Origin of the sequence: Xanthomonas sp. WHRI 6106, from assembly GCF_040202405.1 — a bacterium.
Taxonomy (GTDB): Bacteria; Pseudomonadota; Gammaproteobacteria; order Xanthomonadales; family Xanthomonadaceae; genus Xanthomonas; species Xanthomonas cannabis.
In genome coordinates this window covers 313,092-334,551 of sequence record NZ_JBEGFC010000002.1, presented here as the reverse complement: position 1 = coordinate 334,551, position 21,460 = coordinate 313,092, and the positions used below count along the sequence as shown (strand labels likewise).

Annotated in this window: 12 protein-coding genes, 1 pseudogene and 1 riboswitch; of the genes and pseudogenes, 4 read left to right on the top strand and 9 right to left on the bottom strand. The window is 68.0% G+C overall.

What is annotated here, in order from left to right; all coding sequences use genetic code 11:
• Positions 1 to 401 precede the first annotated feature (401 nt).
• Positions 402 to 626, top strand: a riboswitch (cobalamin riboswitch).
• Positions 627 to 743: 117 nt separating this feature from the next.
• The 3 genes and pseudogenes from btuB (at position 744) to cobT (ending at position 4,075) form a co-directional block, all read left to right on the top strand.
• The gene (btuB, locus tag ABQZ09_RS04640) at positions 744 to 2,621 is read left to right on the top strand and encodes a TonB-dependent vitamin B12 receptor (RefSeq protein ID WP_349776226.1); all 1,878 of its coding nucleotides are present in this window, start codon (positions 744 to 746) and stop codon (positions 2,619 to 2,621) included.
• Between the two features lie 144 nt (positions 2,622 to 2,765).
• Positions 2,766 to 3,032: pseudogene (locus ABQZ09_RS04635) on the top strand (bifunctional adenosylcobinamide kinase/adenosylcobinamide-phosphate guanylyltransferase); the annotation flags it as partial.
• Entirely contained in the window at positions 3,029 to 4,075 is a 1,047-nt protein-coding gene (gene cobT, locus ABQZ09_RS04630; RefSeq protein WP_349776225.1) for a nicotinate-nucleotide--dimethylbenzimidazole phosphoribosyltransferase, read from the top strand. The pseudogene ABQZ09_RS04635 and the gene cobT, both read left to right, overlap by 4 nt.
• Before the next feature lie 194 nt (positions 4,076 to 4,269).
• On the opposite strand, the gene ABQZ09_RS04625 is transcribed toward cobT, so the two are convergent.
• The 8 genes from ABQZ09_RS04625 to ybaL all read right to left on the bottom strand — a co-directional run bounded on the left by ABQZ09_RS04625 (position 4,270) and on the right by ybaL (position 16,750).
• Positions 4,270 to 5,466, bottom strand: coding sequence for a type III PLP-dependent enzyme (locus tag ABQZ09_RS04625; protein ID WP_349776224.1), 1,197 nt, complete (start codon positions 5,464 to 5,466; stop codon positions 4,270 to 4,272).
• On the bottom strand, positions 5,463 to 7,232 hold the full coding sequence (locus ABQZ09_RS04620) for an IucA/IucC family protein (RefSeq protein ID WP_349776223.1): 1,770 nt from the start codon (positions 7,230 to 7,232) through the stop codon (positions 5,463 to 5,465). Before ABQZ09_RS04620 ends, ABQZ09_RS04625 begins: the two co-directional genes overlap by 4 nt.
• The gene (locus tag ABQZ09_RS04615; protein ID WP_349776222.1) at positions 7,210 to 8,382 is read right to left on the bottom strand and encodes an MFS transporter; all 1,173 of its coding nucleotides are present in this window, start codon (positions 8,380 to 8,382) and stop codon (positions 7,210 to 7,212) included. Before ABQZ09_RS04615 ends, ABQZ09_RS04620 begins: the two co-directional genes overlap by 23 nt.
• Positions 8,379 to 10,172, bottom strand: coding sequence for an IucA/IucC family protein (locus tag ABQZ09_RS04610; protein ID WP_349776221.1), 1,794 nt, complete (start codon positions 10,170 to 10,172; stop codon positions 8,379 to 8,381). The genes ABQZ09_RS04615 and ABQZ09_RS04610 overlap by 4 nt, the downstream gene beginning before the upstream one ends.
• Entirely contained in the window at positions 10,169 to 11,395 is a 1,227-nt protein-coding gene (locus tag ABQZ09_RS04605) for a siderophore biosynthesis protein PvsA (protein ID WP_349776220.1), read from the bottom strand. The genes ABQZ09_RS04610 and ABQZ09_RS04605 overlap by 4 nt, the downstream gene beginning before the upstream one ends.
• 354 nt (positions 11,396 to 11,749) lie before the next feature.
• Positions 11,750 to 13,885, bottom strand: a complete 2,136-nt coding sequence (locus ABQZ09_RS04600; protein WP_349776219.1) for a TonB-dependent receptor family protein — start codon at positions 13,883 to 13,885, stop codon at positions 11,750 to 11,752.
• Positions 13,886 to 14,647, bottom strand: coding sequence for an HpcH/HpaI aldolase family protein (locus tag ABQZ09_RS04595; RefSeq protein ID WP_166744782.1), 762 nt, complete (start codon positions 14,645 to 14,647; stop codon positions 13,886 to 13,888).
• 405 nt (positions 14,648 to 15,052) lie between these two features.
• Positions 15,053 to 16,750, bottom strand: a complete 1,698-nt coding sequence (gene ybaL / locus ABQZ09_RS04590) for a YbaL family putative K(+) efflux transporter (RefSeq protein WP_104579895.1) — start codon at positions 16,748 to 16,750, stop codon at positions 15,053 to 15,055.
• Between the two features lie 687 nt (positions 16,751 to 17,437).
• Here ybaL and ABQZ09_RS04585 point away from each other — a divergent pair.
• Positions 17,438 to 18,631 carry a cytochrome P450 gene (locus ABQZ09_RS04585; RefSeq protein ID WP_349776218.1) on the top strand — a complete coding sequence of 398 codons (1,194 nt, stop codon included), beginning with the start codon at positions 17,438 to 17,440 and terminating at the stop codon, positions 18,629 to 18,631.
• A 141-nt stretch (positions 18,632 to 18,772) separates the two neighbouring features.
• Here ABQZ09_RS04585 and ABQZ09_RS04580 read toward each other — a convergent pair whose 3' ends face one another.
• Positions 18,773 to 21,172, bottom strand: coding sequence for a TonB-dependent receptor plug domain-containing protein (locus tag ABQZ09_RS04580; RefSeq protein ID WP_349776217.1), 2,400 nt, complete (start codon positions 21,170 to 21,172; stop codon positions 18,773 to 18,775).
• Between the last annotated feature and the right edge of the window lie 288 nt (positions 21,173 to 21,460).

The following is a 21,460-nucleotide window of genomic DNA, read 5'->3' as shown; positions in this document are numbered from 1 at the left end:
GGAGAGGGGTTGGGGTGAGGGTGCGGTAGGTCTGCAATGAAGCAGTCGACGTCGAGCTCCGCCATCGACTCGCAATCGCGCCCTCATCCGTCCCTTCGGGGCACCTTCTCTCGATGGGAGAAGGACAGGTTGAGCCCTTCTCCCTGCGGGAGAGGGGTTGGGGTGAGGGTGCGGTAGGTCTGCAATGAAGCAGTCGACGTCGAGCTCCGCCATCGACTCGCAATCGCACCCTCATCCGCCCCTTCAGGGCACCTTCTCCTGATGGGAGAGGACAGCTTGAGCCCCTCTCCCCCATGAAGGAGGACAATGTCCCGATGGGAGAAGGAAGCGGTCATTCACCGCCCAGGCGCGAGGAGACGCGCTGGGCTTGGCCGGTGGTCGCAGACCTCTGGGGCGCCTGCTACCATGCGCGCCCCTGAGGTGACTGCTGCAGTTGCGGTGGTTTAAACGGGAATCCGGTGCGCGGCTCGCCTTGGGCGGGTCGCAATTCCGGAGCTGCCCCCGCAACGGTGGGCGAGACAAGGGTCTGCACGTCACGCCACTGTGCTTGCATGGGAAGGCGCAGGCCTGGGAAGCGTCCGCTTCCACTCGCGAGCCCGGAGACCGGCCTGAGGGACAAGACCCGGCACGCGGTGGGCGTGGCCTTGATCGTCTGGCGCTGCGGCGTTGGGCGCCTGGCCCGTTGCTGTCTGCCGCCCCCATTGCCCCCGCGCGGGTAGGCGCGGTTCCAGGAGCAGCAGTCGATGTCCGTTTCTTCCGTTTTGCCGACCCGCGCCGTGCTGGCCGTGGGGCTGTCGCTGTGCATGACCAACCTGGCCCAGGCCGAGGCCGCCGTCGATCTCGACGAGGTCGTGGTCACCGCCTCGCGCACCGCGCAGACCCAGGACCAGACGCTGGCGCCGGTTACGGTGATCGACCGCGCGCAGATCGAGCGTCGCCAGGTCAATTCACTGCAGGACCTGCTGCGTGGCGAGGCCGGCGTGTCGCTGGCCAACAACGGCGGCCCGGGCAAGCCGGCCTCGCTGTTCCTGCGCGGCACCGAATCCGACCAGGTGGTGGTGCTGATCGATGGCGTGCGCATCGGCTCAGCCACTTCCGGTGGGGCGGCCTTGCAGGACCTGCCGATCGAACAGATCGAACGCATCGAGATCGTGCGTGGCCCGTTTTCCAGCCTGTACGGTTCCGAAGCGCTGGGCGGGGTGATCCAGATCTTCACCCGTCGCCCGCAGGGCAGCTTCGTGCCGACGCTCAGCGTGGCGGCCGGCAGCAACAACGCGCGCCGCTACGGTGCCGGCCTGGCCGGGCGGAGCGAGGGCGATTTGGGCGAGGCCGGCGGGTGGTATTCGGTCAACGCAGTGCATGACGAAACCGACGGCATCAACGCGTATCTGGACACCAGTTCCAGCGCCTACGACCCGGATCGCGATGGGTATCGCAACGATTCGCTGAGCGTGCAGGGCGGCTGGCGCTTCAACCGGCAGTGGGATGCCGACGTGCACGCGTTGCGTGCGCAGAGCCGTAACGACTACGACGGCTCTGTCTTTGGCGGCAACCTGTCCAAGGGCGTGCAGCAGGCGGTCGGTGGCCGTGTGCGTTACGCACCCACCGATGCGCTCAAGTTCACTGCCAGCGTCGGCGGCAGTTCCGACTTCAGCGATGCGTATTACGACGGTGCGTACGTGTCCACCTACGACACCCGCCGCAAGCAGGGCTCGTTGCAGGCCGACATCACCACGGCACCGGGCCTGTTGACGGTCGGCTTCGACTGGCAGCGCGACGCTATCGCGAGCAGCGATAACTACGACGCCGACAGCCGTATCGACCGCGCGGCATTTGCGCAGTGGCAGCAGAGCTTCGGTGCGCAGTCCGTGCAGGCCAGCCTGCGTCGCAACGACAACAGCCAGTTCGGCGGCAAGACCACCGGCAGCCTGCTGTGGGGTTGGGACGTTGCCGAGCACCTGCGCCTGACCGCCAGCTACGGCACCGCGTTCAAGGCGCCCACCTTCAATGAGCTGTACTACCCGGACTTCGGCAACCCGCTGCTCGGGCCGGAGACGTCCAGCAGTGCGGAGCTTGGGCTGCGGGGGCGCTACGACTGGGGCACCTGGACGTTCAGCGCCTTCCAGACCCGCATCAGCGACCTGATCGCCTATGACGCGTCGCTGGTGGATGCCGCCCACCCCTTTGGCCAGCCGAACAATATCGACAAGGCGCGCATCCGTGGCGCCGAAGCCGGTTACGAGACCGCGCTTGCTGGCTGGACGCTGCGTAGCGCGCTGACCTGGCTGGCGCCGCAGGCCGATGGCGAGGTCGGGCACGGCAACTGGCTACCGCGTCGCGCCCGCCAGAGTGGGCGCATCGATGCCGACCGCACTGTCGGCGCGTTTGGCGTGGGCGCAAGCCTGTTCGGCTCGGGCAAGCGCTTCGATGACCTGGCCAACACCGAGCGCCTGGCCGGTTACGGCCTGCTGGACCTGCGCATGAGTTATGCGATCAAGACGGACTGGAAGGTGCAGTTCACCGCCAACAACGTGTTCGACCGCCGCTACGAGACCGCGCGCTGGTATGCGCAGCCCGGGCGGAATTACCTGCTCACCTTCCGCTACCAGCCAGCGCAATAACGCGATCTTTTGTCGCGCGCGAAGGCGGAATGCGCTGCGGCAGGTGCCGACCGGCCACAGGCGCTGGCCGCTTTGCCGGGCTGGGGGATTGACCGTGCTGCGTCCCCTGGCTCATGCCGCGCTGCATAGCGGCTCGCTCGCCCGACGCTATGGTTGCGCAGCCTGCCGGGCCACCCGGATGCGGCGTGCCTGCCTGCGCAAACGTGACATGTTGCCCACCGCTGCCGCAGTTGCGCGGGCAGGGGGTGCTGGTCAGCAACGCGGTCGGGCACGGCGATGTACCGCCGGGCGAACTCACGCCTCGTTTTGTCGATGAAGCCGCCCGGCGGCGCCAGGCGTTGGCGCTACAGTGCGGGCTTGCGATGGTGGTGGCAGGTTTGGCCCATGGTGCTGAAGGGAGAAGCGGTGTGACTAGCGACTGGATCCTTGCTGCATGCGCAACGCCGGATGCGCGCGTGCGCGCTGCGGCGCTGGCGCGGCAGGAACAGTTGACCAAGCCGCATGGCGCGCTGGGGCGGCTGGAGCAACTGGCGGTGCAGCTGGCCGCCTGGCAACGCAACGCGCACCCCACCGTGCAGCGGGTGTGGATTGCGGTGTACGCCGGTGATCATCGCGTTGCCGCCGAAGGTGTCTCGGCCTTTCCGCAGGCGGTCACCGGCGAGATGGTGCGCAACTTCGCGCGCGGCGGCGCAGCCATTGCGGTGCTGGCGCGCGAGCTCGGCGCACGGCTGGAAGTGGTGAACCTGGGCGTGGTGAACGACCCGGGCGAGCTGCCACGGGTGCGACGTGCGTGGATCGCGCCGTCCACCGCCAATCTCTGCGAGCAGCCGGCGATGACTCACGCGCAGTTGCGCGATGCGCTTGCCGCCGGCGCCGAGAGCATCGCGCAGGCCAGGAGTTGCGATACGCAGTTGTTCGTCGGCGGCGAGATGGGGATCGGCAATACCACCGCCGCCGCCGCGCTGAGCTGCGCCCTGCTGTCGCAATTTCCGCAGGCGATGGCCGGTGCCGGCACGGGTCTGGATGCCGAGGGCATCGCGCACAAGGCCACGGTGATCGCGCGTGCGCTGGCTGTGCACGCCGATGCCGCCACCCCGCTGGAACGGTTGCGCCGGCTCGGCGGCTTCGAGATCGCCGCCCTGGTCGGTGCGTATATCGCCGCTGCGCAGGCCGGCATCCCGGTGCTGGTGGACGGCTTCATTTCCACCGCTGCGGCATTGGTCGCCACCCGTCTCAACCCTGGCGTGCGCGAATGGCTGCTGTTCGGGCATCGCTCGCAGGAACGCGGTCACGCTGCGCTGCTGCGCGCACTTGATGCCGAACCGCTGCTGCAGCTGGATCTGCGCCTGGGCGAGGCCAGCGGCGCGGCGGTGGCGATTCCGCTGCTGCGCAGCGCCTGCGCCTTGCACAACGGCATGGCCACCTTTGCCGAGGCTGGCGTGTCCGACGCATGAGCGTGCGGACCACCGTGCTGCGGCATGCGATACCGCCAGCGCAGTGAGCGCGTACAGTTCGAGGACCCGCTGACCAAACCGGGGTGGCAACAACTGCGCACAGTTACTGCATCGCGTGATTGGAACTCCGGGCAGCATGCAGGTGGACCCTGTGCGACGTGCGTTCGTATGGCGGGCATCGTGCGCGGTCCCCATCAACCCGCCACCGGCAAAAACAGCTGCTGCGGTGGCGGGTGCATCAGGAACTGCTGGTGCGAAATATTCCAGGCGTAGGCGCCGGCCAGCGGAAAGGCCAGGTAGTCGCCGGGGGCCAGTGCGGCGACGGGTTGGTTGCGGGCCAGCACGTCCTTGGGCGTGCAGAGCTGGCCGACCAGGGTGACTGCGGCGTCGCTGATGACCGGCGGGTGCACCCCGCGCAGCACGCGGACCGGGTGGTCGTGCGCCTGTGCGGCCGGCGTGCGGAAGTGATGGGTGCCGCCGCGCGCGATTGCAAACCAAGCGCCGTGGCTGCGCTTGAGGTCAATCACTTCCATCAGGTACCAGCCGCAACTGGCGCTGACATAGCGGCCCGGCTCCAGGCGCAGGCGCACGGCATCGCCGTGCTCGCGCAACAACGCCGGCAGCCCCGCGCAGAAGCCGGCCCAGTCGAATGAAGCCTCTGGCGTCAGGTAGTCCACGCCGAAGCCGCCGCCCGCGTTCACCCTGAGCGGCCCGAGACCGTAGGCATGTCGCCACTGCTGCACGGTGCGCAGGTAGGCGGCGATCAGGTGCAGCTGCGCGCCGGCATCGCGCTGATGCGACATCAGGTGGAAATGAAACCCTTCCAGGCGCAGTGCCGACGTTGCGCGCAGCAGCTGCATGGCGGTGTCCAGGTCCTGCGGGTCGAGACCGAAGGGCGAGGGCTGCCCGCCCATCATCAGGCGCGTGCTCTTGGCGCCGGGCACGGCGATGTTCATGCGCAGGAACATCGGCACGCAGCGGCCGGCAGCCGCGGCGATGGCCGCCAAGCGCTGCAGCTCGCCGAGGCTCTCCACGTGCACGCTGCAGTCGGGCAGGGCCACCGCCTGGGCGAGTTCGCTGTCGAGTTTGCCGGGCCCGCCGAACAGCAGCGCTGCCTGTGGTTGCTGTGCATGCAGCCAGGCCAGTTCGCCACCGGATGCGGCCTCGAAGCCGTCCACATGCGGCGCGAGCGTGCGCAGGATCGGTGGCTCTGCATTGGCCTTGGCCGCGTAGAACAGCTCGCACGGCGCCGGTAGCTGCGCGCGCATCCACGCCGCATGCGCGTGCAGCGTGGCCAGATCGTAGACATACGCGCAGACCGGGCCATCGCTGCTGGCGCGCAGTTGCGGCAACGCAGCGATGACGCGGCCCGTGTCGATCTGCAGGCTCACGCCGCCACCTGCCGTGCGCGGACGATCGGCGCGATGGGATTGGGCAGGGCGGTGTAGTCGGATTGACGGTCGGCGCGTTGCAACAGACGGGTGCCGAGATTGTTCTTGCCCGGCAGCGGCGCGCCGTCGATCAACCCCTGCAGCGCGGGCTGTGCGCCGTGGCGCTGCTGCCAACGCACGGCAATCTCGCCCACGCAGTGCCACAGCTGCGCTTCCAGCGTGCCGTCACCCTCGGTCAGATGGAAGATGGCCTCGGCCAGGTTGTTGACCAGGGCGCAGTAGGCCACGCGGTTCCAGCCTTGTTCGGGCGTGTAATACAGCGATTGCCGCGCGCGCTCGCCGACGCCGTGCAGCCGTGTCGGTGGCCAATGGTGGGCAAGCAGCTTGGTGCCTTCCAGGTCGCGAATCCACACCCGTGTCGGCCACCCGTCGGCAAACCCGATCACGGTGTTCTGCAGATGCGGCTCCAGGGCGATGCCGTGCTGGAACAACGCGCTCCACACGCCGTCCAGCAACACGCTGGCATAGGCGCCGAACCAGCGCCGTGTGGCGGTGCGGCGATCCATCGGCGTACGGCTCAGCGCCTGCAGCTGCCGGGCGCAGACGCTATTGCCCTGCGCATCGCAGGTAAACAACGCTGCCGCTACCTGTGGCTGCCAGTGCGCGCGCTGCGCGGCGGGGATGGTCTTGCGGTACAGGATGCCGAAGCTCTCCGACAGGGTGCGTGCGGCGTGCGGGTCGGCGTCGTACAACGCGCGATCGACCTGCGCTACATCCAGCGAAGTCGCCGCCGGCTCCAGCATCACATCGAAGCCGGGCACCTGCGCGGCCAACGCTTGCCAGCTCGGCGCCAGCAGCGCGGTGAGGGCGACCGCACTTTCCAGTTCGTACCAGGCGTTCTTGCGCACGCAATTGGTCAGGCGCACATGCACCGAACACTTGAGGAAGTACTTCAGCGCCGGGTGATACAGCGTGCGCACCGACGAGGTGGGGCGCAGTGCAGCGCCACGCAGGCCGACCGGTGCGATGAGGCCGCGCGATTGCAGCGCGCGCAGCAAGGGGTCGTCCAGCAGGCGTTGCGCCTCCCACGGGTGGCAGGGATACAGCGCCGGGTCGCCGGACAGTTGCGTCAAGCTGGCACGCACGTCCTGGCCCTGCACGCGCAGCAGGCGCGGGTCGATGCGGAACCAGAACAACTGGAACTGCGCGCGCGCTTCCGGGGCACAGGCCAGCACCTGCTCCAGCGCGATGCCTTCGCGGCTTTTGGGCGTGGGATGCAGCGCATGCCCCCACAGCATCGATTGCTCCGCATCGATCATGGCCTCGCCGCTGGCCGCGCTGCGCTGTGCCTGCCGCAACAACGCCGCGGTGACCGCCACGCTGTTGGCGCTTTGTGCCAGCAGCTCCGGATTCACCGCCTGCCTGCTGCCCAGCGATTGCAGCAGGCAGCGTGCCAGAGCGTGCGCATCCAGGCTCTGCCACGGCTGGCCGGCGCTCTTGAGAAACGGCGTGGACGCAAACCGGCAGCGGCCCAGCTGGTCGGCATGGGCAATGCGCACGCACAGCGTGCCGGCGGCGCCCAGCGCGATGCGCAGCCAACGCTGTTCGGCAACCCGCGGGCCGGGGCGATCCAGCCCGCGGTAATCGAAATCGGCGGCATGTTGCGGGATGGCGAACTCGCGCAGGTAGCAGTTCAACCAGCAACTGCAGGCCTGGGCGTCGGCCATGCTGTCGTACCAGGGGTCATGCATCGTGTGCAGCGACATCGGTAGATCTCCTCGAAGGAAAGCGCACCAGGACGGTGAGCGCAGCAGCGGCGGCCGCCAGCGCGGCGGCCAGGAACGGGCTGGCCGGGCCGGCGGCCTGGGCCAGCGCACCGGCGGCGGCGCCGGCGGCCACGCCGGCCCACTTGCCGCAGGCATCGAACCGGCCGAACAGGCGCCCGGCGCCGTGGCCGCTGGCGACCAGGGCCAGGCTGCGGTTGAGCCCACGCAGGCCGAACAACATGCCAAGCCCGAACAGCAGCCGCGCCGCCACCAGCGCGATGGCGTCGTGCAGCAGCGCCTGCCACAGGCAGGCAAGCGCAAACAGCAACAGCCCGGGCATCAGCCATGCATGGCCATCGCCGCGCCGCCACCACGGCAGCACCACCAGGTACACCAGGTGCGGCAGGCTGTAGAGCAGGCCGGCGAGCGCATCGTGGCCGGCGCCACGCGCGAGTGCGTAGGGAATGAAATACGGGAAGGTCACCACCATCGCGAAGCAGAACAGGAACTGCGCCAGCAGCAGCGCAGGCCACGACGCTGGAGTGGCCTGCAATGGCGCCGGACCCGACGCGGCGCTTGGTGCAGCCACTGGCCGTGGAGCCGGGTGATCCGCCGGCAACCGCCAGGTCAGCGCGAATGCGATCAGCGGCAGCAGCGCGAGCGCGCGGTACAGCGATTGCGCCGGGCCCAAGGCAAGGGCCAGCCCCAGCAGCGCGGGTGCGCTCACCATTGCCAGCCGTGCCGAATACTGGGTCCAGTCCAGTGCGCGGGCCAACGGGCCGGCCTGCGGCTGGCTGGCCAGATAGGCGTTGGCCGCGGCCAGCGAGCCGCCGCAGCCGCCCTGCACGACCAGGCCAACCACCAGCCAGGTCAGCGACGGTGCGAAGCCGGCGATGGCAAAGCCCAGCGCCAGCCCCAGCTGCGCGCGCAGCAACGAACGCTTGCGCCCGTAGCGGTCGGCCAGCCGCCCCCAGGTGTCGGCCGTCAACGCGGTGCACAGCGTCGGCAGCACGTACAGCACGCCGCTCCAGCCCACCGCCGCGCCCGGTGCCAGTTCGGCCAGCACCTGCGGCAGGAACAGCGGCATGCCCAAGGCGGTGAAGGCGGCCAGATAGTGCGCTGCCAGCACCGGGCCGAGAATGCGCTTCATCGCCCACCACCGGCCTGATGGCGCGGCTGTTGCACAAACGCAGTGCCGAACGGATTGGGCGCGCTGTTGCCGTAGAACTTGTTGATGTCGCTCGCCCCGGTGAGCTGCTTGCTGAGCAGGCTGCCGGCACTGAGCAGGTACTTCACCGGCAACCGGGGCATGGCGAGCAGGTCACGCGCGGGCGCGGTCTCGATGCCTTCGGCGTGCAGGTGTTCAAGCGTCCGCGCGAGCTGCGCCTGCAGCTGCGCCGCCAGCGGCGCGCGCAGCGCCGGCTGCCACTCGGCCAGGCCTTCCAGCACCGCCTGCAGATCCAGTTGCAGCACGATGGTGCAGAACATCTGCGCCAGCGCCTGCGCATCGTCCACCGCAATCCGCGCATCGTGCAGCGGGCCCAGCGTGTCGATGTCCGGCAATCGGGCGCGCAGTTGTGGCATGGCGATCCGCGCGGCGTCGTTGTCCTTCATCAGCAGGCGGGTGCGTTGGCCGTGGGCATACACCAGCACGCTGTTTTGCTGATTGGCTTCCAATGCAATGCCGTAGCGCAGCCATAGCCGCAAATGCACCGCAAGCAGCAACTCGGTGTAGTCGCGCCACCAGGCCTGCACGTCGCCGTGGGCAAACTGCTCGGCCAGGTGGATCGCCATTGGCCGGCCATCGGGCAGCCACGCGCACAGCGCGGCCACCGGCACCAGCGTGGCGTCATCCAGGGGCGGATACCGCCGTACCAGATAGGCCAGGTGCCGGGTCTGGCCCACGTGCCCGCCATGCGACTCGTCCACGAACACGCACCGGCCCCGCAGGGCGCTGTCGTGCGCATCGATGCGACGCAACGCGCGCTCCAGCCAGTGCCCGTCGTACAGCGTGGACGGTTTGATCAGACGCAGGTTCAGTGCGCCCAGCGTGCGCATCGGGATCGGCAGCTTGAGGTGCAGGTGCGGCTGCTGCACTGGCACCAGCGTGCGCACCGACAGGGTGGGGCGCACCTGCAGCCATGCCCGCGGTGCACGCACCGCACCGGCCGGAAGCTCGAAGCCGGGCTGTTCCAGTCGCTCCCACACCAGCGGATGTACCGGCCAGGCCAGGTGGGTGTACGCAAGCGCCGACGGCAGGCCGAGCGTGGCCAGGTCCGGCCACAGCGCGGTCGGCGGCGTGCTGGTGCAGGTGGCCAGTGCATGCGGGATCGCCAGCCAGCGCAGCGCGAAGGTCGGCGCAAACTCCGGCGCGTAGTCGCGCAACTCCGATGCTTCCAGCCCGGCCTTGGCGCGCGCGGTGGGATAGAACGGGTGGTCGCGGTAGCTGGCCAGCTGGTCGCAACGGTAGGCACGTTCGGCCGGGTCTGCGTGCTGCAGGGCGGTGCCCAGCGCCGGTGCCTGCGCGTCATAGGCCTGGCGTGCCAGACCGCGGTGTGCAGCGGCGCAGTCGGCCTCGTCGGCATAGGCGCGGTGCAGCTGCAAGGTCTGCGCATCGAGCTCGGCGCCCATGCGCTGCAGCCAGGCCCGCGCGCCCTGTTCGAGCTGCGCACTGTCGGCCGTCTGCACCACCCAGCGATCGCTGCAGGCGCTGAAGTCCTGCAGCACGCCGCCGTGGTGGATCGGCAGCCACAACGTGCCGCCGGGCAGATGCGTGATGCGCCACCAGCCGTCCACCGGGCCGGGGTCGGGCCACTGCGCCAGCACGCCCGGGTCGGGCGTGGCCGCCTGGCCGCGGCTGACGATTCCGCGCAGATCCTCGCGCAGGCAGGCGTCGATGATGCGGGTGGCGATGTAGCGCTGGTCGTCGGCGCGGCTCATGCGTGCACCTGCGCGGTGTCGATGCGCCAGTGCAGACCGGCCTCGGCCTGCACCACCGCCTGCTCCAGCGCCTGCGCATCGCTGGCCACCGCACTCAGCACGCCCAGGTAATCCTTGTTGGAGTGGCTCAGCTGGATGCGTTCGCCCGGTGCGCGCATGCGCCGGTACTGCACGTCGCTGTGCGCGTCGCGACGGTGGAGGTCTTCGCTGGCGGTGACCAGCTCGCCTTCCGTTTCGGCCACGTAGTAACGCAGCAGGGCATGCGCACGCTCGCTGCGCAGCTGCGGCAGCGGTTGGCCCAGATGCGGCGCCAGCGCAGCGGCGAACCAGTGCCCGCCGAACATGCCGTCGAGCAGGAATTCGCGGCGGTCGCCGATGCTGCGGTAGTTGATCTCCACCAGTACCGGGCCCTGGTCGGTGAGGATGAATTCGCTATGGCACAGGCCGAAGTTGACGCCGAAGGCACGCAGTTGCTGCAGTGCCTGCGCAACGACGGCGGTATCGACCCGGGCATCCCACTGCGCTTCGCACTCGACAAAATGCGGTGGCGGCGACAGGCGCACCCTGAACCCGCCGATGGCCTGCAGCGTCTGCCCGTCGCCCAGCGTTTCCAGCGTGAACAATGGCCCCTGCAACATGCCTTCCAGCAGCACGGTGCGCTGCGGGTGGCGCTGCCAGAGCTCGTCGAGATAGTCCTGCAGGTGGGTGGCATCGGCGCAATGGCGCACATCCAGGCTGGCCACGCCTTCGCGCGGTTTGGCCACCACCGGCCACGGGATGTCGCCCGGTGGCGCGGCGCCGGTCGCCAGGGTGCAGAACCACGGCGAGGGCAGGCCGCGTGCACGCAGGCGCTGCCGCATCGCGGCCTTGTTCTTGGCCGCGTAGCAGACCTGCCAATCCTTGCCCGGCAACCCCAGGCCGGCCGCAACCAGCGCCGTGCTGGTCTGCAGATGATCGCTGTTGCTGAAGACCGCGCGTGGCCGCAGTGCGGCGTCGTGCAGCACATCCAGCACGCCGAGCGGATTGAACACGTCGCATTCGATCACCCGTTGCGGCGCATGCGTGGGGTGGTCGCGGAAATAGGCCAGGTGATCGAGCCGATGGTCGGTCAGCAGCCACACCGGAATGCCTTGCGCGTGCGCGGCCGGCAAAAAGCCATCGGTGATGGCCGGGTGGCAGACATGGGTGAGGATCACCAGGGGGGCTTCGGGTACAGCATTCATGGCAGCTCTCGTTCGACAGGGCGGTGGGGAAACCGATAGGGAAACGGGCTGCCTGGCGCCGCGAACGGGCGTTGGGTGGCCTGCGATCCAGCGATCGCACTGCCGCATGCTGCGGCGCTGATGCGTGCCTCATGCACGCCATGTGGTGGGCGATGGCGATGGCGTGAGCGCCATGGCCATCGTGGTCGACCACTGCCCCTGTACAGTGGTCGCGTCGTGCCGCTGCGGGTTGCTGCAGCGACGCCCATCAAGCGATGCCGACATCGGCCAGCTGTGCGTGCCGGTGCAGAACCGCAACGCGTCTCACGCCGCGTGCGCCTTGCTTCGGCCAGCACCGCGCACCGGGCGCAGTCGTTAGAACGTGTACTCCAGGCCGGCAGTCACGGTGCGGCCGGGCGCGGCCTGACGTCCCCACGGGCTGGTGTCCACGCCACGGAACCAGTACTGCCGGTCGAACAGGTTGTTGATCGCCAGCGAGGCGCTGAGTGCCTGCCCATCGCGTTCGAACAAGGTATGGCTCACCTGCGTGTTCCACACCATGTACGCCGGCAGCTGGCCCACCGAGGCGATGGCGTTTTCCTGCACGGTGTTGGCGGCATCGCTGAAGGCCTTGCTGAAGTAGTATCCCGACAGCGCGACAGTGGTATGACCGAGCGCGTAGGTACCGCCCCAGGTGATCTGATTGCGTGAGGTAAACGGCACGCGCAAGCCACGGAATGGCCCTGATTCCTGGCTGGCATCCAGATACGCGTAGCCGGCGTTGAGGGTGAGCGCGCGCAGGTTCTCGGGGCTCCATTGCAGTTCCACCTCGCCCCCTTGGTGGCGGGTCTTGCCCAGATTGCGGAACACGCGGGTGGTGTTGTCCAGCTGGATCTGCTGATCGAAGTCGATCAGGTAGGCGCCGACCTGGATGCGGGTACGGTCGTTGGGCTGATAGCGCGTACCGGCTTCGTAATTCCACGCCAGCTCGGCATCGAGATTGTTGCCGAAGATGATCTGGGTGACCTGTGGCGCGCGCATCGAACGTTGCCCGTCCGCATACAGGAACCACCGTTCATTGGCCTGGAAACCCACCGTCAGCCCCGGCAGCACGTCGCGGGTCTGGTTGAGCGTGCTCACGCCGGTGGCGCGGTTGAAATAGCGCGAATCCAGACGCTCGTAGCGCAGGCCGGGCGTAATGGTCAGGCGCTCGTCCGGCAAGGTGATGGCATTGCTGACATACGCCGCCAGGGCGCGGTCTTCGAACTGCCAGTCGCGCACCGTGGTGAACAGGCCATCGCGCAGCCGCAGGTTGCCGACCAGGAAATCGATGTCCTCACGCACCGCACGCACGCCGGCGGTCCATTGCTGCCGCACGCCGCCGGCACTGCCCATGCTCCAGCTCAGGCGCGGCTCGCTGCCCACCACGCGGAAGTCGCGCGGTGCGGTCTGGCGCAGTTGCGGCGGCAGGTCCGACCGCCAGGTTTCGGTGGCGGCCTGGCGCATGCCGACGATGAAGTTGCGGCTGCTGCGCGCGCTGAAGTTGGTCCAGTCCAGACGCACGTCCTGCAGCGGGCCCCAATCGCCCAGCAGTTGTTCATAGCTCAACGACGCGCGCGTGGTGCGGCCGTTGAAGGTGTCCAGCGGGCGCGTGGCCTGGCGCGGGTCGCGGCGATAATCGGCCGGGCTCAGGGCACCGGCCAGATCCATGTCCACCAGGTAGCGCTGTACGCTGGCCTTGAGCAACTTGGTGTCGTCCAGCCACCACTCCGCACGCACGCGCAGATTGCTGATGTCGGTGTCGCTATGCGCGCGCCAATAATCGCCGTAGGTGCGATTGGCATCGACCTGCATGCCGAAATTGTCGCTGAGGTAGCCGCCGCTGCTGAGCGCGCTGTCCTGCAGGAACTGGCCCTGGCCGCCGGCGGTGACCTTGTGCGCCAGCGTGGTGCTCCAGTCGCTGGGGATCTCCTTGCTGACCAGATTGATCACCCCGCCCACGTTGTTCGGCCCGTATTGCACCGCCGCGCCGCCGCGCACGATGTCGATGCGGTCGATCTGATTCAGCCCCACCGGAAACAGCGACAGGCTGGTTTGCCCGTACGGCGCCAGTGCCAGCGGGATGCCGTCTTCCAGCACCTGCACGCGGCCGCTGCGGCTTTCGTACAGGCCGCGCAGCATGAGCTGCGGCAATGCGCCGGTGCCGGTTTCGTCGAAGATCTTGATGCCCGGCACGCGCTGCAGGGCATCGTCCAGCGACCGGTTGCCGCCATTGCGCAGCTGCTCGCGGTCGATCACCTGGCGGCTGCCCGCGTAGCGCTGCACGTCGTCGGGTTTGGAGCGGCCGAGCAGGCTGCCCTGCACCTGGATCGCGTCCAGCGCACGGATCGGCGTCTCGCCATCGAGGCCGGCGGCATCGGGCGTATCGGTGGCGAACGCCGACGGCGACACGCTCAAGGTGAGCGCGGCCATGACGGCAGTGGTCAGGGTGTGGAAATGGAACGTCGACATCTACGGCGTGCTCCTGCAGGCGGGTAGGGAGGCGGGCGCGTCGAACGTGGCCAGATGGCCGCGCAACGCGCGCTGGATCAGGGCGCGGTCTTCGCCGGCCAGCAGCCAGCGCAGATCCGGTTGTTGCAGCCAGTGCGCGCGTTGCGCGTCGGTGCGTGGATTGGGGCAGAACGGCACGCCGGCCGCGCGGCAGTGCGCCTGCAGTTGCAGCAGCAACTCCCACACCTGCGCATGGGTGGGCTGCGGACCCAGGCCCAGATCCAGCGCCAGATCCAGCGCACCTTCCATCACCAGCGCCACGCCGGGCACGGCAAGAATGTCGGGCAATGCGGCCACGCCAGCAGCGCTTTCGATCATCGGCACAATGCGGATGTCGCGGTTGGCCTGCGCGATATAGGTCGGCAGGTCGGTGTTGCCGAAGCCGGTGACGCGGCCGCCGGTGATGCCGCGCCGGCCCAGCGGCGGAAAGCGCGCGGCGGCGACCGCGCACGCCATCTGCTGCGCCGATTCGGCGCGCGGCACCACGATGCCGCGCGCACCGGCGTCCAGCACGCGGCCGATCAGTTTTTCGTCCACCTCCGGTACCCGCACCCAGGCTTCGCAGCCGGACAGCTCACACGCGCGGATGGCATGTTCCAGTTGCTCCGGCGCACGCAACACGTGCTCCAGATCGAGCACCACGAATCCATAACCGATGCGGCCCAGCAGCTCGCACAGCTGCACGCTGGGCAACGCATTGAGAAGGCCGACTGCATACGCCATGGTAGAGGCCGCCAGGGAAACGGGCGCTCATCCTGCGCTTGATGGGAATGATTATCAAGTGTGTCTGTAGGGCAGTTTTGCGTTCCCTGGTCGCCGGCCGGAGCCATGGTCGTCTCGGCATTCTTGGTCTGAACTTTCCCCACGGACGCTGCATGCCAGCCGGATGTCTAGAATCGATGCCGTTATCTGTCGCGTGGGTGGGGCGCCCGCGGTGGTCCACGGCCCCTGCTTGCGATCGGTCATGCTCGACGCGACAACGCCCCTACCACGGCGACAAGTTCTGGACGCAGCTGAGCGCGCATGCGGCGTGTGGGCGGCGATCGCCCTGTGGTGCGACGCCGCATGTGGCACTACGGGCTGTCCGCCTGCAGCCGCCTTGCGGCAGCATCTCGCGGCATCGTCGGCTTACGACGCCGGCACATTCAACGCCCGGTACGGCGGGGTGGACATCACCATCTCGGCCAGCGAATAGGCCAGTTCGCGCTCTGCCAGCACGGCACCGTCGGCGCCGTGTTCGAGCAGATGCTTGACCTCGGTGTCGCTGTGCGCGCGCGCCAGCAAGGTCAGCGACGGGTTGATTGCGCGCAGCTTGGCCAGCGCTTCGCCGGCTTCCAGTGGCTGCGGGATGGCCAGGATCGCGATCTTGGCGTGCTCGGGGCGGGCCTCGGCCAGCACCCGATCCGCTGCCGCGCTGCCCCGGATGCCGGGAATTCCCGCTGCATGCGCCTTGGCCACGTGGTCGCCGTTGTCGTCGATCACCAGCACCGGCACGCCGCGGCTGCGTAGCAGCTGCGCCAGCGCGCTGCCGACGCGGCCGTAGCCGATCACGATGGCATGGCCGTCGGCCGGCAACGGCGGGCCAGGCGGCAGCTCCGGTTGCGCCGTGGCCGGTGCGTCCTGCGCCTGCTTGGCCTGCCAACGGTCCAGCCATGAGAACAGGAACGGGTTGGCCACGATCGACAGCAGCGCGCCGGCCAGGATCAGATCGCGCCCGGTCTCCGGCAGGATCGCCAGCTGCACACCGAGCCCGGCCAGGATGAAAGAGAACTCGCCGATCTGCGCCAGGCTGGTGGAAATGGTCAGCGCGGTGCCGGTCGGGTGGCCGAAGGCGCGCACGATCAGGAATGCCGCCAGCGACTTGCCCACGGTGATGGTCAGGAACGTGGCCAGCACCTGCCAGGGGTGGGCGATGAGGATCATCGGGTCGAACAACATGCCCACCGACACGAAGAACAGCACCGCAAATGCGTCGCGCAACGGCAGCGAGTCGCTGGCGGCCTTATGGCTGAGTTCGGATTCCTTGAGCAGCATGCCGGCAAAGAACGCGCCCAGCGCAAACGACACGCCGAACAGCGTGGCCGACACGAACGCCACGCCCAGCGCGATGCCGAGCACGGCCAGGGTGAACAGTTCGCGCGAACCGGTGGCCGCGACCTTTTCCAGCGACCACGGAATCACCCGGCGGCCGATCACCAGCATCGCCGCGACGAACGCCACCATCTTGAGCAGGGTCAACCCGAGCGCGGCCAGCAGCGAAGTGGACTGGCCGTCGTGCGCCGCCGACGGCGCGCCGGTACCGAGCACATCCGCCAGTGCCGGCAACAGCACCAGCGCCAGCACCATGACCAGGTCTTCGACGATCAGCCAACCCACCGCGATGCGGCCACGCTGGGTGTCCAGCAAGCGGCGTTCTTCCAGTGCGCGCAACAGCACCACGGTGCTGGCCACCGAGAGCGCCAGGCCGAACACTAGGCCGTGGATCAGCGGCCAGCCCATGCTCCAGGCCAGCGCCCAGCCGAGCAGCGTGGCCACCACGATCTGCGCCAAGGCACCGGGCACCGCGATCCACTTCACTTCCATCAGATCTTCGAGCGAGAAGTGCAGCCCCACTCCGAACATCAGCAACATCACGCCCAGCTCGGACAGCTGGTTGGCCATGGTCTGATCGGCCACGAAGCCCGGCGTAAACGGCCCGACGCACACGCCTGCCAACAGGTAGCCGACCAGCGGCGAGAGCTTCACCTTCTGCGCGAGCGTGCCAAGGATGAAGGCGACCGCGAGGCCGACGGCGATGATGTCGATGAGGCTGGTGTCGTGATGCATTCCAATCCGTTGTGAGAGTGTCCGGGAGAACGAGGCGGGCAGGCCCAGCCAACGGCACTGCGCCGGGCGTCGCCTGCGGGCATTGCATGGTCATGGCTGAGGTCGGCGCGAGGGGAACAGGACCGCGTTGCTGGTCCGGTTGGCCGGACGCCCATAGTACACAGCGCATGATTAACGCGATGCGACATGCGGCGCAGGCTGGCAACGCACCTGTAGGCATCAGGGCAGTGGCAACTTTTTCGCCACGCCGCGGACCCTTGCCAGGTGTACGACTGGTGGCGCAAGCCAGTGTGCGTGGCGCGGCGCGGCATGACCAGGCGAGGTGCGGATGCGCAGCTGACGCGCCCGTGCACATGGTGCGGTTGCGCACACTGTTCTGCATGAGCACTGCGCTGGATGTAACAACGCACTTCACGGTGGCGGCCGGTTGCCCGCACGCGCCCAACGCGCGCGTCGTCGCCTGCGGCCGCAAGGTGCTGCAACCGCGTATCGGGACCACGCGCTCGATCACGCAACTGCATCGCTGCAGCACATCGATTCAAGTTTGACGACAAGGCTTCGCGCCAGGGCATGGCGCACGCGCGACGGCGGCCGACAATCCGGGCGTTGCGGCGCACACGCCTCGCATCTTCCTCACGTCCACACCTTGTCGCCGCGCCCGGCGACCAGGCCCCACGAGCCCAGGCCATGCACCTTCGCGATCTCGCTACCCCACAGTTTCGCCAGGACCCTTATCCCACCTATGCGCGCCTGCGCGACGAGGGGCCGCTGGTGGAAGTGGCCGAGCGCCGGCTGATGAGCGGGCGTTACAGCGTGGTCGACAGCCTGCTCAGCGACCGACGCGTGGGCCGCGATTATCTGGAGAGCATTCGCCTGCGCTATGGCGACGATGCGCCGCAGATGCCGTTGTTCCAGGGAATGAGCCGCATGTTCCTGCTGGTCAATCCGCCGGCGCATACGCGCCTGCGCGGCCTGATGACCCAGGCCTTCAGTGCGCGGCAGATCGAGTCCATGCGCCAGGTGGCCAGCGACACCGCCACCGCACTGATCGCCAGCTTCCACGCCAACGGCCATTGCGATGTGCTGCAGGAGTTCGCATTCCCGCTACCGGTGCGCATCATCTGCCGCATGCTGGATATCGATGCGGCCGACGCCACCACGGTGGGGCATGCCACCAGCGCGCTGGCCAAGGTGTTCGACCCGATGATGACGCCCGATGAGCTGCAGGCCACCAGTGCGGCGTACCTGCAGTTGGAGCGTTATTTCCAGGACGTGATCGAGCAGCGCCGGAGCGCCGACGGCGATGACCTGATTTCCCGCTTCATCCGCGCAGAAGACAATGGCTGCCGCTTGAGCAACGACGAGATCGTCTCCAATGTAATCCTGTTGTTCTTCGCCGGCCACGAAACCACCTCCAACATGATCTGCAATGCGCTGGTGGCCCTGCATCGGCATCCGGACCAATTGGCATTGCTCAAGCAGAACCCCGCCCTGATGCCCAATGCGGTGCTCGAATGCCTGCGCTACGACAGCTCGGTACAGATGGCCACACGCACGGTGCTGCAGGAGTTCGAGGTCGATGGCGTGACCCTGCACGAGGGCGCCATGGTGTACCTGATGCTGGGTGCGGCCAATCACGATCCGGCGCAGTTCACCGACCCGCATCTGCTGGACATCCGCCGGCAACAGGGCCGTGCCTTGTCCTTCGGTGGCGGCATTCACCACTGCCTGGGCAACCGGCTGGCCTTGATCGAACTGGAAGCCGCGCTTGCGGCACTGCTAGAACATCTGCCGGCGTTGCGCCTGGAACAGCTTGACACGCTGACCTGGAACGACCGCTCCAACCTGCGGGGCGTGGACGCCTTGCTGGCGTCCTGGTGATGCCATGGAAAGGCATGGCCGCTCGTAGCGCATGGGCCGATGCAGGCGTCGACGCGAACAAACAGGCATCACCGCCGACCGGTGATGCCTGCACCCTGCGCCGACCGACGTGTCGGTCAGCGCAGGCGGCTCAATTGACGATCAGAACCGGTAGGTCACCCGGCCATACCAGTAACGGCCATTGAAGCCGAACGGTGACAGCGACGAATACTGCAGGCCGCCGGCGCGATCGTCGTAGGCGGTGGTCAGCTGCGCCTTGGTCGGGTACTGGTTGGTGAGGTTGTCCGCGCCCACGGTGAAGGTGAAGGTGTTCCAGGTCTGGCTGGCGGCCAGATTCAGCAGCCAGCGTGCGTCGTAGGTCTGGTCCTGGCTGCCATCGGCCGGGTCGCTGATGCGCTTGATCGCGCCGTAGCGGGTGGCATTGAAGTTCAGCGCAAACCCACCGATCGACCAATCCGCGGCGGCCATGTACTTGGTGCGCGGCGTGGCATCGGTGAGCAGGCCCTGGCTGGCGCGCCCGAAGTTCGGGTTGGACAGCTCCAGGATGGTGGTCTTGTTGTAGTTGGCGCTGGCACTGAGATTGAGCTTGCCGTAGCTGCCCAGGTCGGCCTGGTAGCTGTTGATCCAGTCCACGCCACGGGTGCGGCTGGTGGCGCCGTTGACGAAGAACTGCACCGCCGCCACCTGGCCGATCGGCTGCGCCAGCTGCAGCTGGTCCGAATACAGGATCTGGTCCCAGATGCGGATCTGGTAGACGTCCAGGCTGGAAGTGAAGTCCGCGGTGGGCTGCCACACGCCACCCAGGCTGTAGTTGGAGGATTTTTCCGGGCTCAGCGGGCGTGCGCCCAGCGCCACGGCAACCGGATCGGAGGTGCGGTAGGTGCCCACCTGCACCAGCTCGCCGTCCTGGATCAGGGTCACCACCGAGGCGTAGTTCTGCTGTGCCAGCGACGGCGCGCGGAAGCCGTTTGAGACGGTGGCGCGCAACGCAAACGTATCGGTGAAGGCATAGCGCGCCGACAGCTTGCCCGAGCGGGTGGAACCGGCATCGCTGTACTTCTCGTAGCGCCCGGCGATGCCGCCGGAGAGCTTGTCGGTCAGATCCGCTTCCAGGTTGGCGTAGACCGCATTGCTGTGGCGGCCGAAGCGGCCGGCCACCGACGGCTCCAGGCCGGAGAACACCTGCGCGCCACCGGGGTAGGGCGCGCCGGTGTCGGGATTGATGGTATTCGGGTCGAAGAAATACGAGTCCGGCGAGCCGGCGGTGATCTCGTAGCGGTCCTGGCGATGCTCGGCACCGAAGGCGACATTGACCGGATAGGCCAGGCCCCAGTCGAAGGACTTGTTGATGTCCAGATTGACCACGCCCTGCTCGATCTCGAAACCGCCGGAATTGAAGCGGGTCGGCGAGCTGCCGGTGGTCCAGTACAGGTTGGTGTTGATGCTGTCGAGGATGTTGAAGCTCATGTCGTTCTTGCCGTACGTGGCCGACACGTCCCAGTTCCATTCGCTGGCGGTGGTGCCCTTCAGCCCCAGCACCGCGGAGCGGTCGTTGACCGGGTTGTAGATCTGCGGCAGGAACCCGTTCGGATATACCGCCTGCACGTTGCGGCTGGTGTTGTCGAAGGCGCGGTAGTAGCCGTTGGAAGTGACTTCGCGCCGGCTCGCGCTGACATGGCCGTACAGCTCCACGTTCGGCGAGAACGCGTAGCCGAAGGCGGCCAGCCCCTGGTAGAAGGTCGAATCCGGATCGCCGTGGCGCTGGTAGGGCACGCCGCCGGGGTTGGCCGCACCGGCGATGGTGGTGGCGCGGTTGGTGTTCTCGCTGCGGTTGGTGTCCATGGTGTTCTGGTAGTTCCAGGACAGCCGCACCCAGCCCGGTGCGCTATCGCCACCGGTGCCGCCGAACGGCAGGCCGATCGAGCCGTCGATGCCGTTCTGCGCGCCATCGCCCTTGTCCATCAGGCCGCCGTTGATCGACACGCTGTTGCTGCCGGCATCGGCCCCGTGCTTGAGCACGATGTTGACCACGCCGGCGATGGCATCGGAGCCGTACTGCGCCGAGGCGCCGTCGCGCAGCACTTCGATGCGTGCAATCGCCGACATCGGCAGCGAGTTCAGATCCGCCGGGGCCGAGCCGCGACCCACGTACGGGTTGTAGTTGATCAGCGAAGAGGTGTGATAGCGCTTGCCGTCCACCAGCACCAGCACCGCGTCGGGCGAGAGCCCGCGCAGCGTTGCCGGGCGGGCAGCGTCGTTGCCGTCGGAAATGGCCGGGCGCGGGAAGTTCAGCGAGGGCAGCAATTTGCCCAGCGCGGTAGCGATGTCGGTGGCGCCGGTGGCCTGCAGCGATTGCTCGGTGATGATGTCGATCGGCGATTCGGATTCGGCCACGGTGCGGTCGCTGACGCGCGTGCCGGTGACGATCAGGGTGTCCAGGGTTTTCTGCGGTTCGGTCGATTGCGACTGCGCACTGGCAGCGAACGAACAGACCGTGAGTGCGACTGAAATCGCCAGCGAAAGTGCGTTGGTGGTGTGCATGGGAATCAAGGCTCAAAGGGGATGATGGAAACAGCGGTGACGCGTGTGATGCAGGGGAAATGCAGCGGAGCGCGGAGGCTGGCCTGCCTGCATGCCGCGCATTGCAGTGGCGCAGACGGAGGCAGCGGCGGCGATCTGCAACGCCGGTGTGACGCGGCGGGCATCCTTGCCGGGCGCATCCGAGCGGGACATGGCGATCCATCTGCGGTGTGACGCAATGGCCGGCACGTGCATGGCGCACGCGCGATGGCGTTGGCAATGCATGGTCCTGCGTTGCCGTGCAAGGCA

Bases quoted from the DNA above. Each gene is read 5' to 3' on its own strand.
- btuB (WP_349776226.1), top strand. From the start codon at position 744: ATGTCCGTTTCTTCCGTTTTGCCGACCCGCGCCGTGCTGGCCGTGGGG.
- ABQZ09_RS04620 (WP_349776223.1), bottom strand. From the start codon at position 7,232: ATGTCGCTGCACACGATGCATGACCCCTGGTACGACAGCATGGCCGAC.
- ABQZ09_RS04615 (WP_349776222.1), bottom strand. From the start codon at position 8,382: ATGAAGCGCATTCTCGGCCCGGTGCTGGCAGCGCACTATCTGGCCGCC.
- ABQZ09_RS04610 (WP_349776221.1), bottom strand. From the start codon at position 10,172: ATGAGCCGCGCCGACGACCAGCGCTACATCGCCACCCGCATCATCGAC.
- ABQZ09_RS04605 (WP_349776220.1), bottom strand. From the start codon at position 11,395: ATGAATGCTGTACCCGAAGCCCCCCTGGTGATCCTCACCCATGTCTGC.
- ABQZ09_RS04600 (WP_349776219.1), bottom strand. From the start codon at position 13,885: ATGTCGACGTTCCATTTCCACACCCTGACCACTGCCGTCATGGCCGCG.
- ABQZ09_RS04595 (WP_166744782.1), bottom strand. From the start codon at position 14,647: ATGGCGTATGCAGTCGGCCTTCTCAATGCGTTGCCCAGCGTGCAGCTG.
- ybaL (WP_104579895.1), bottom strand. From the start codon at position 16,750: ATGCATCACGACACCAGCCTCATCGACATCATCGCCGTCGGCCTCGCG.
- ABQZ09_RS04585 (WP_349776218.1), top strand. From the start codon at position 17,438: ATGCACCTTCGCGATCTCGCTACCCCACAGTTTCGCCAGGACCCTTAT.
- ABQZ09_RS04580 (WP_349776217.1), bottom strand. From the start codon at position 21,172: ATGCACACCACCAACGCACTTTCGCTGGCGATTTCAGTCGCACTCACG.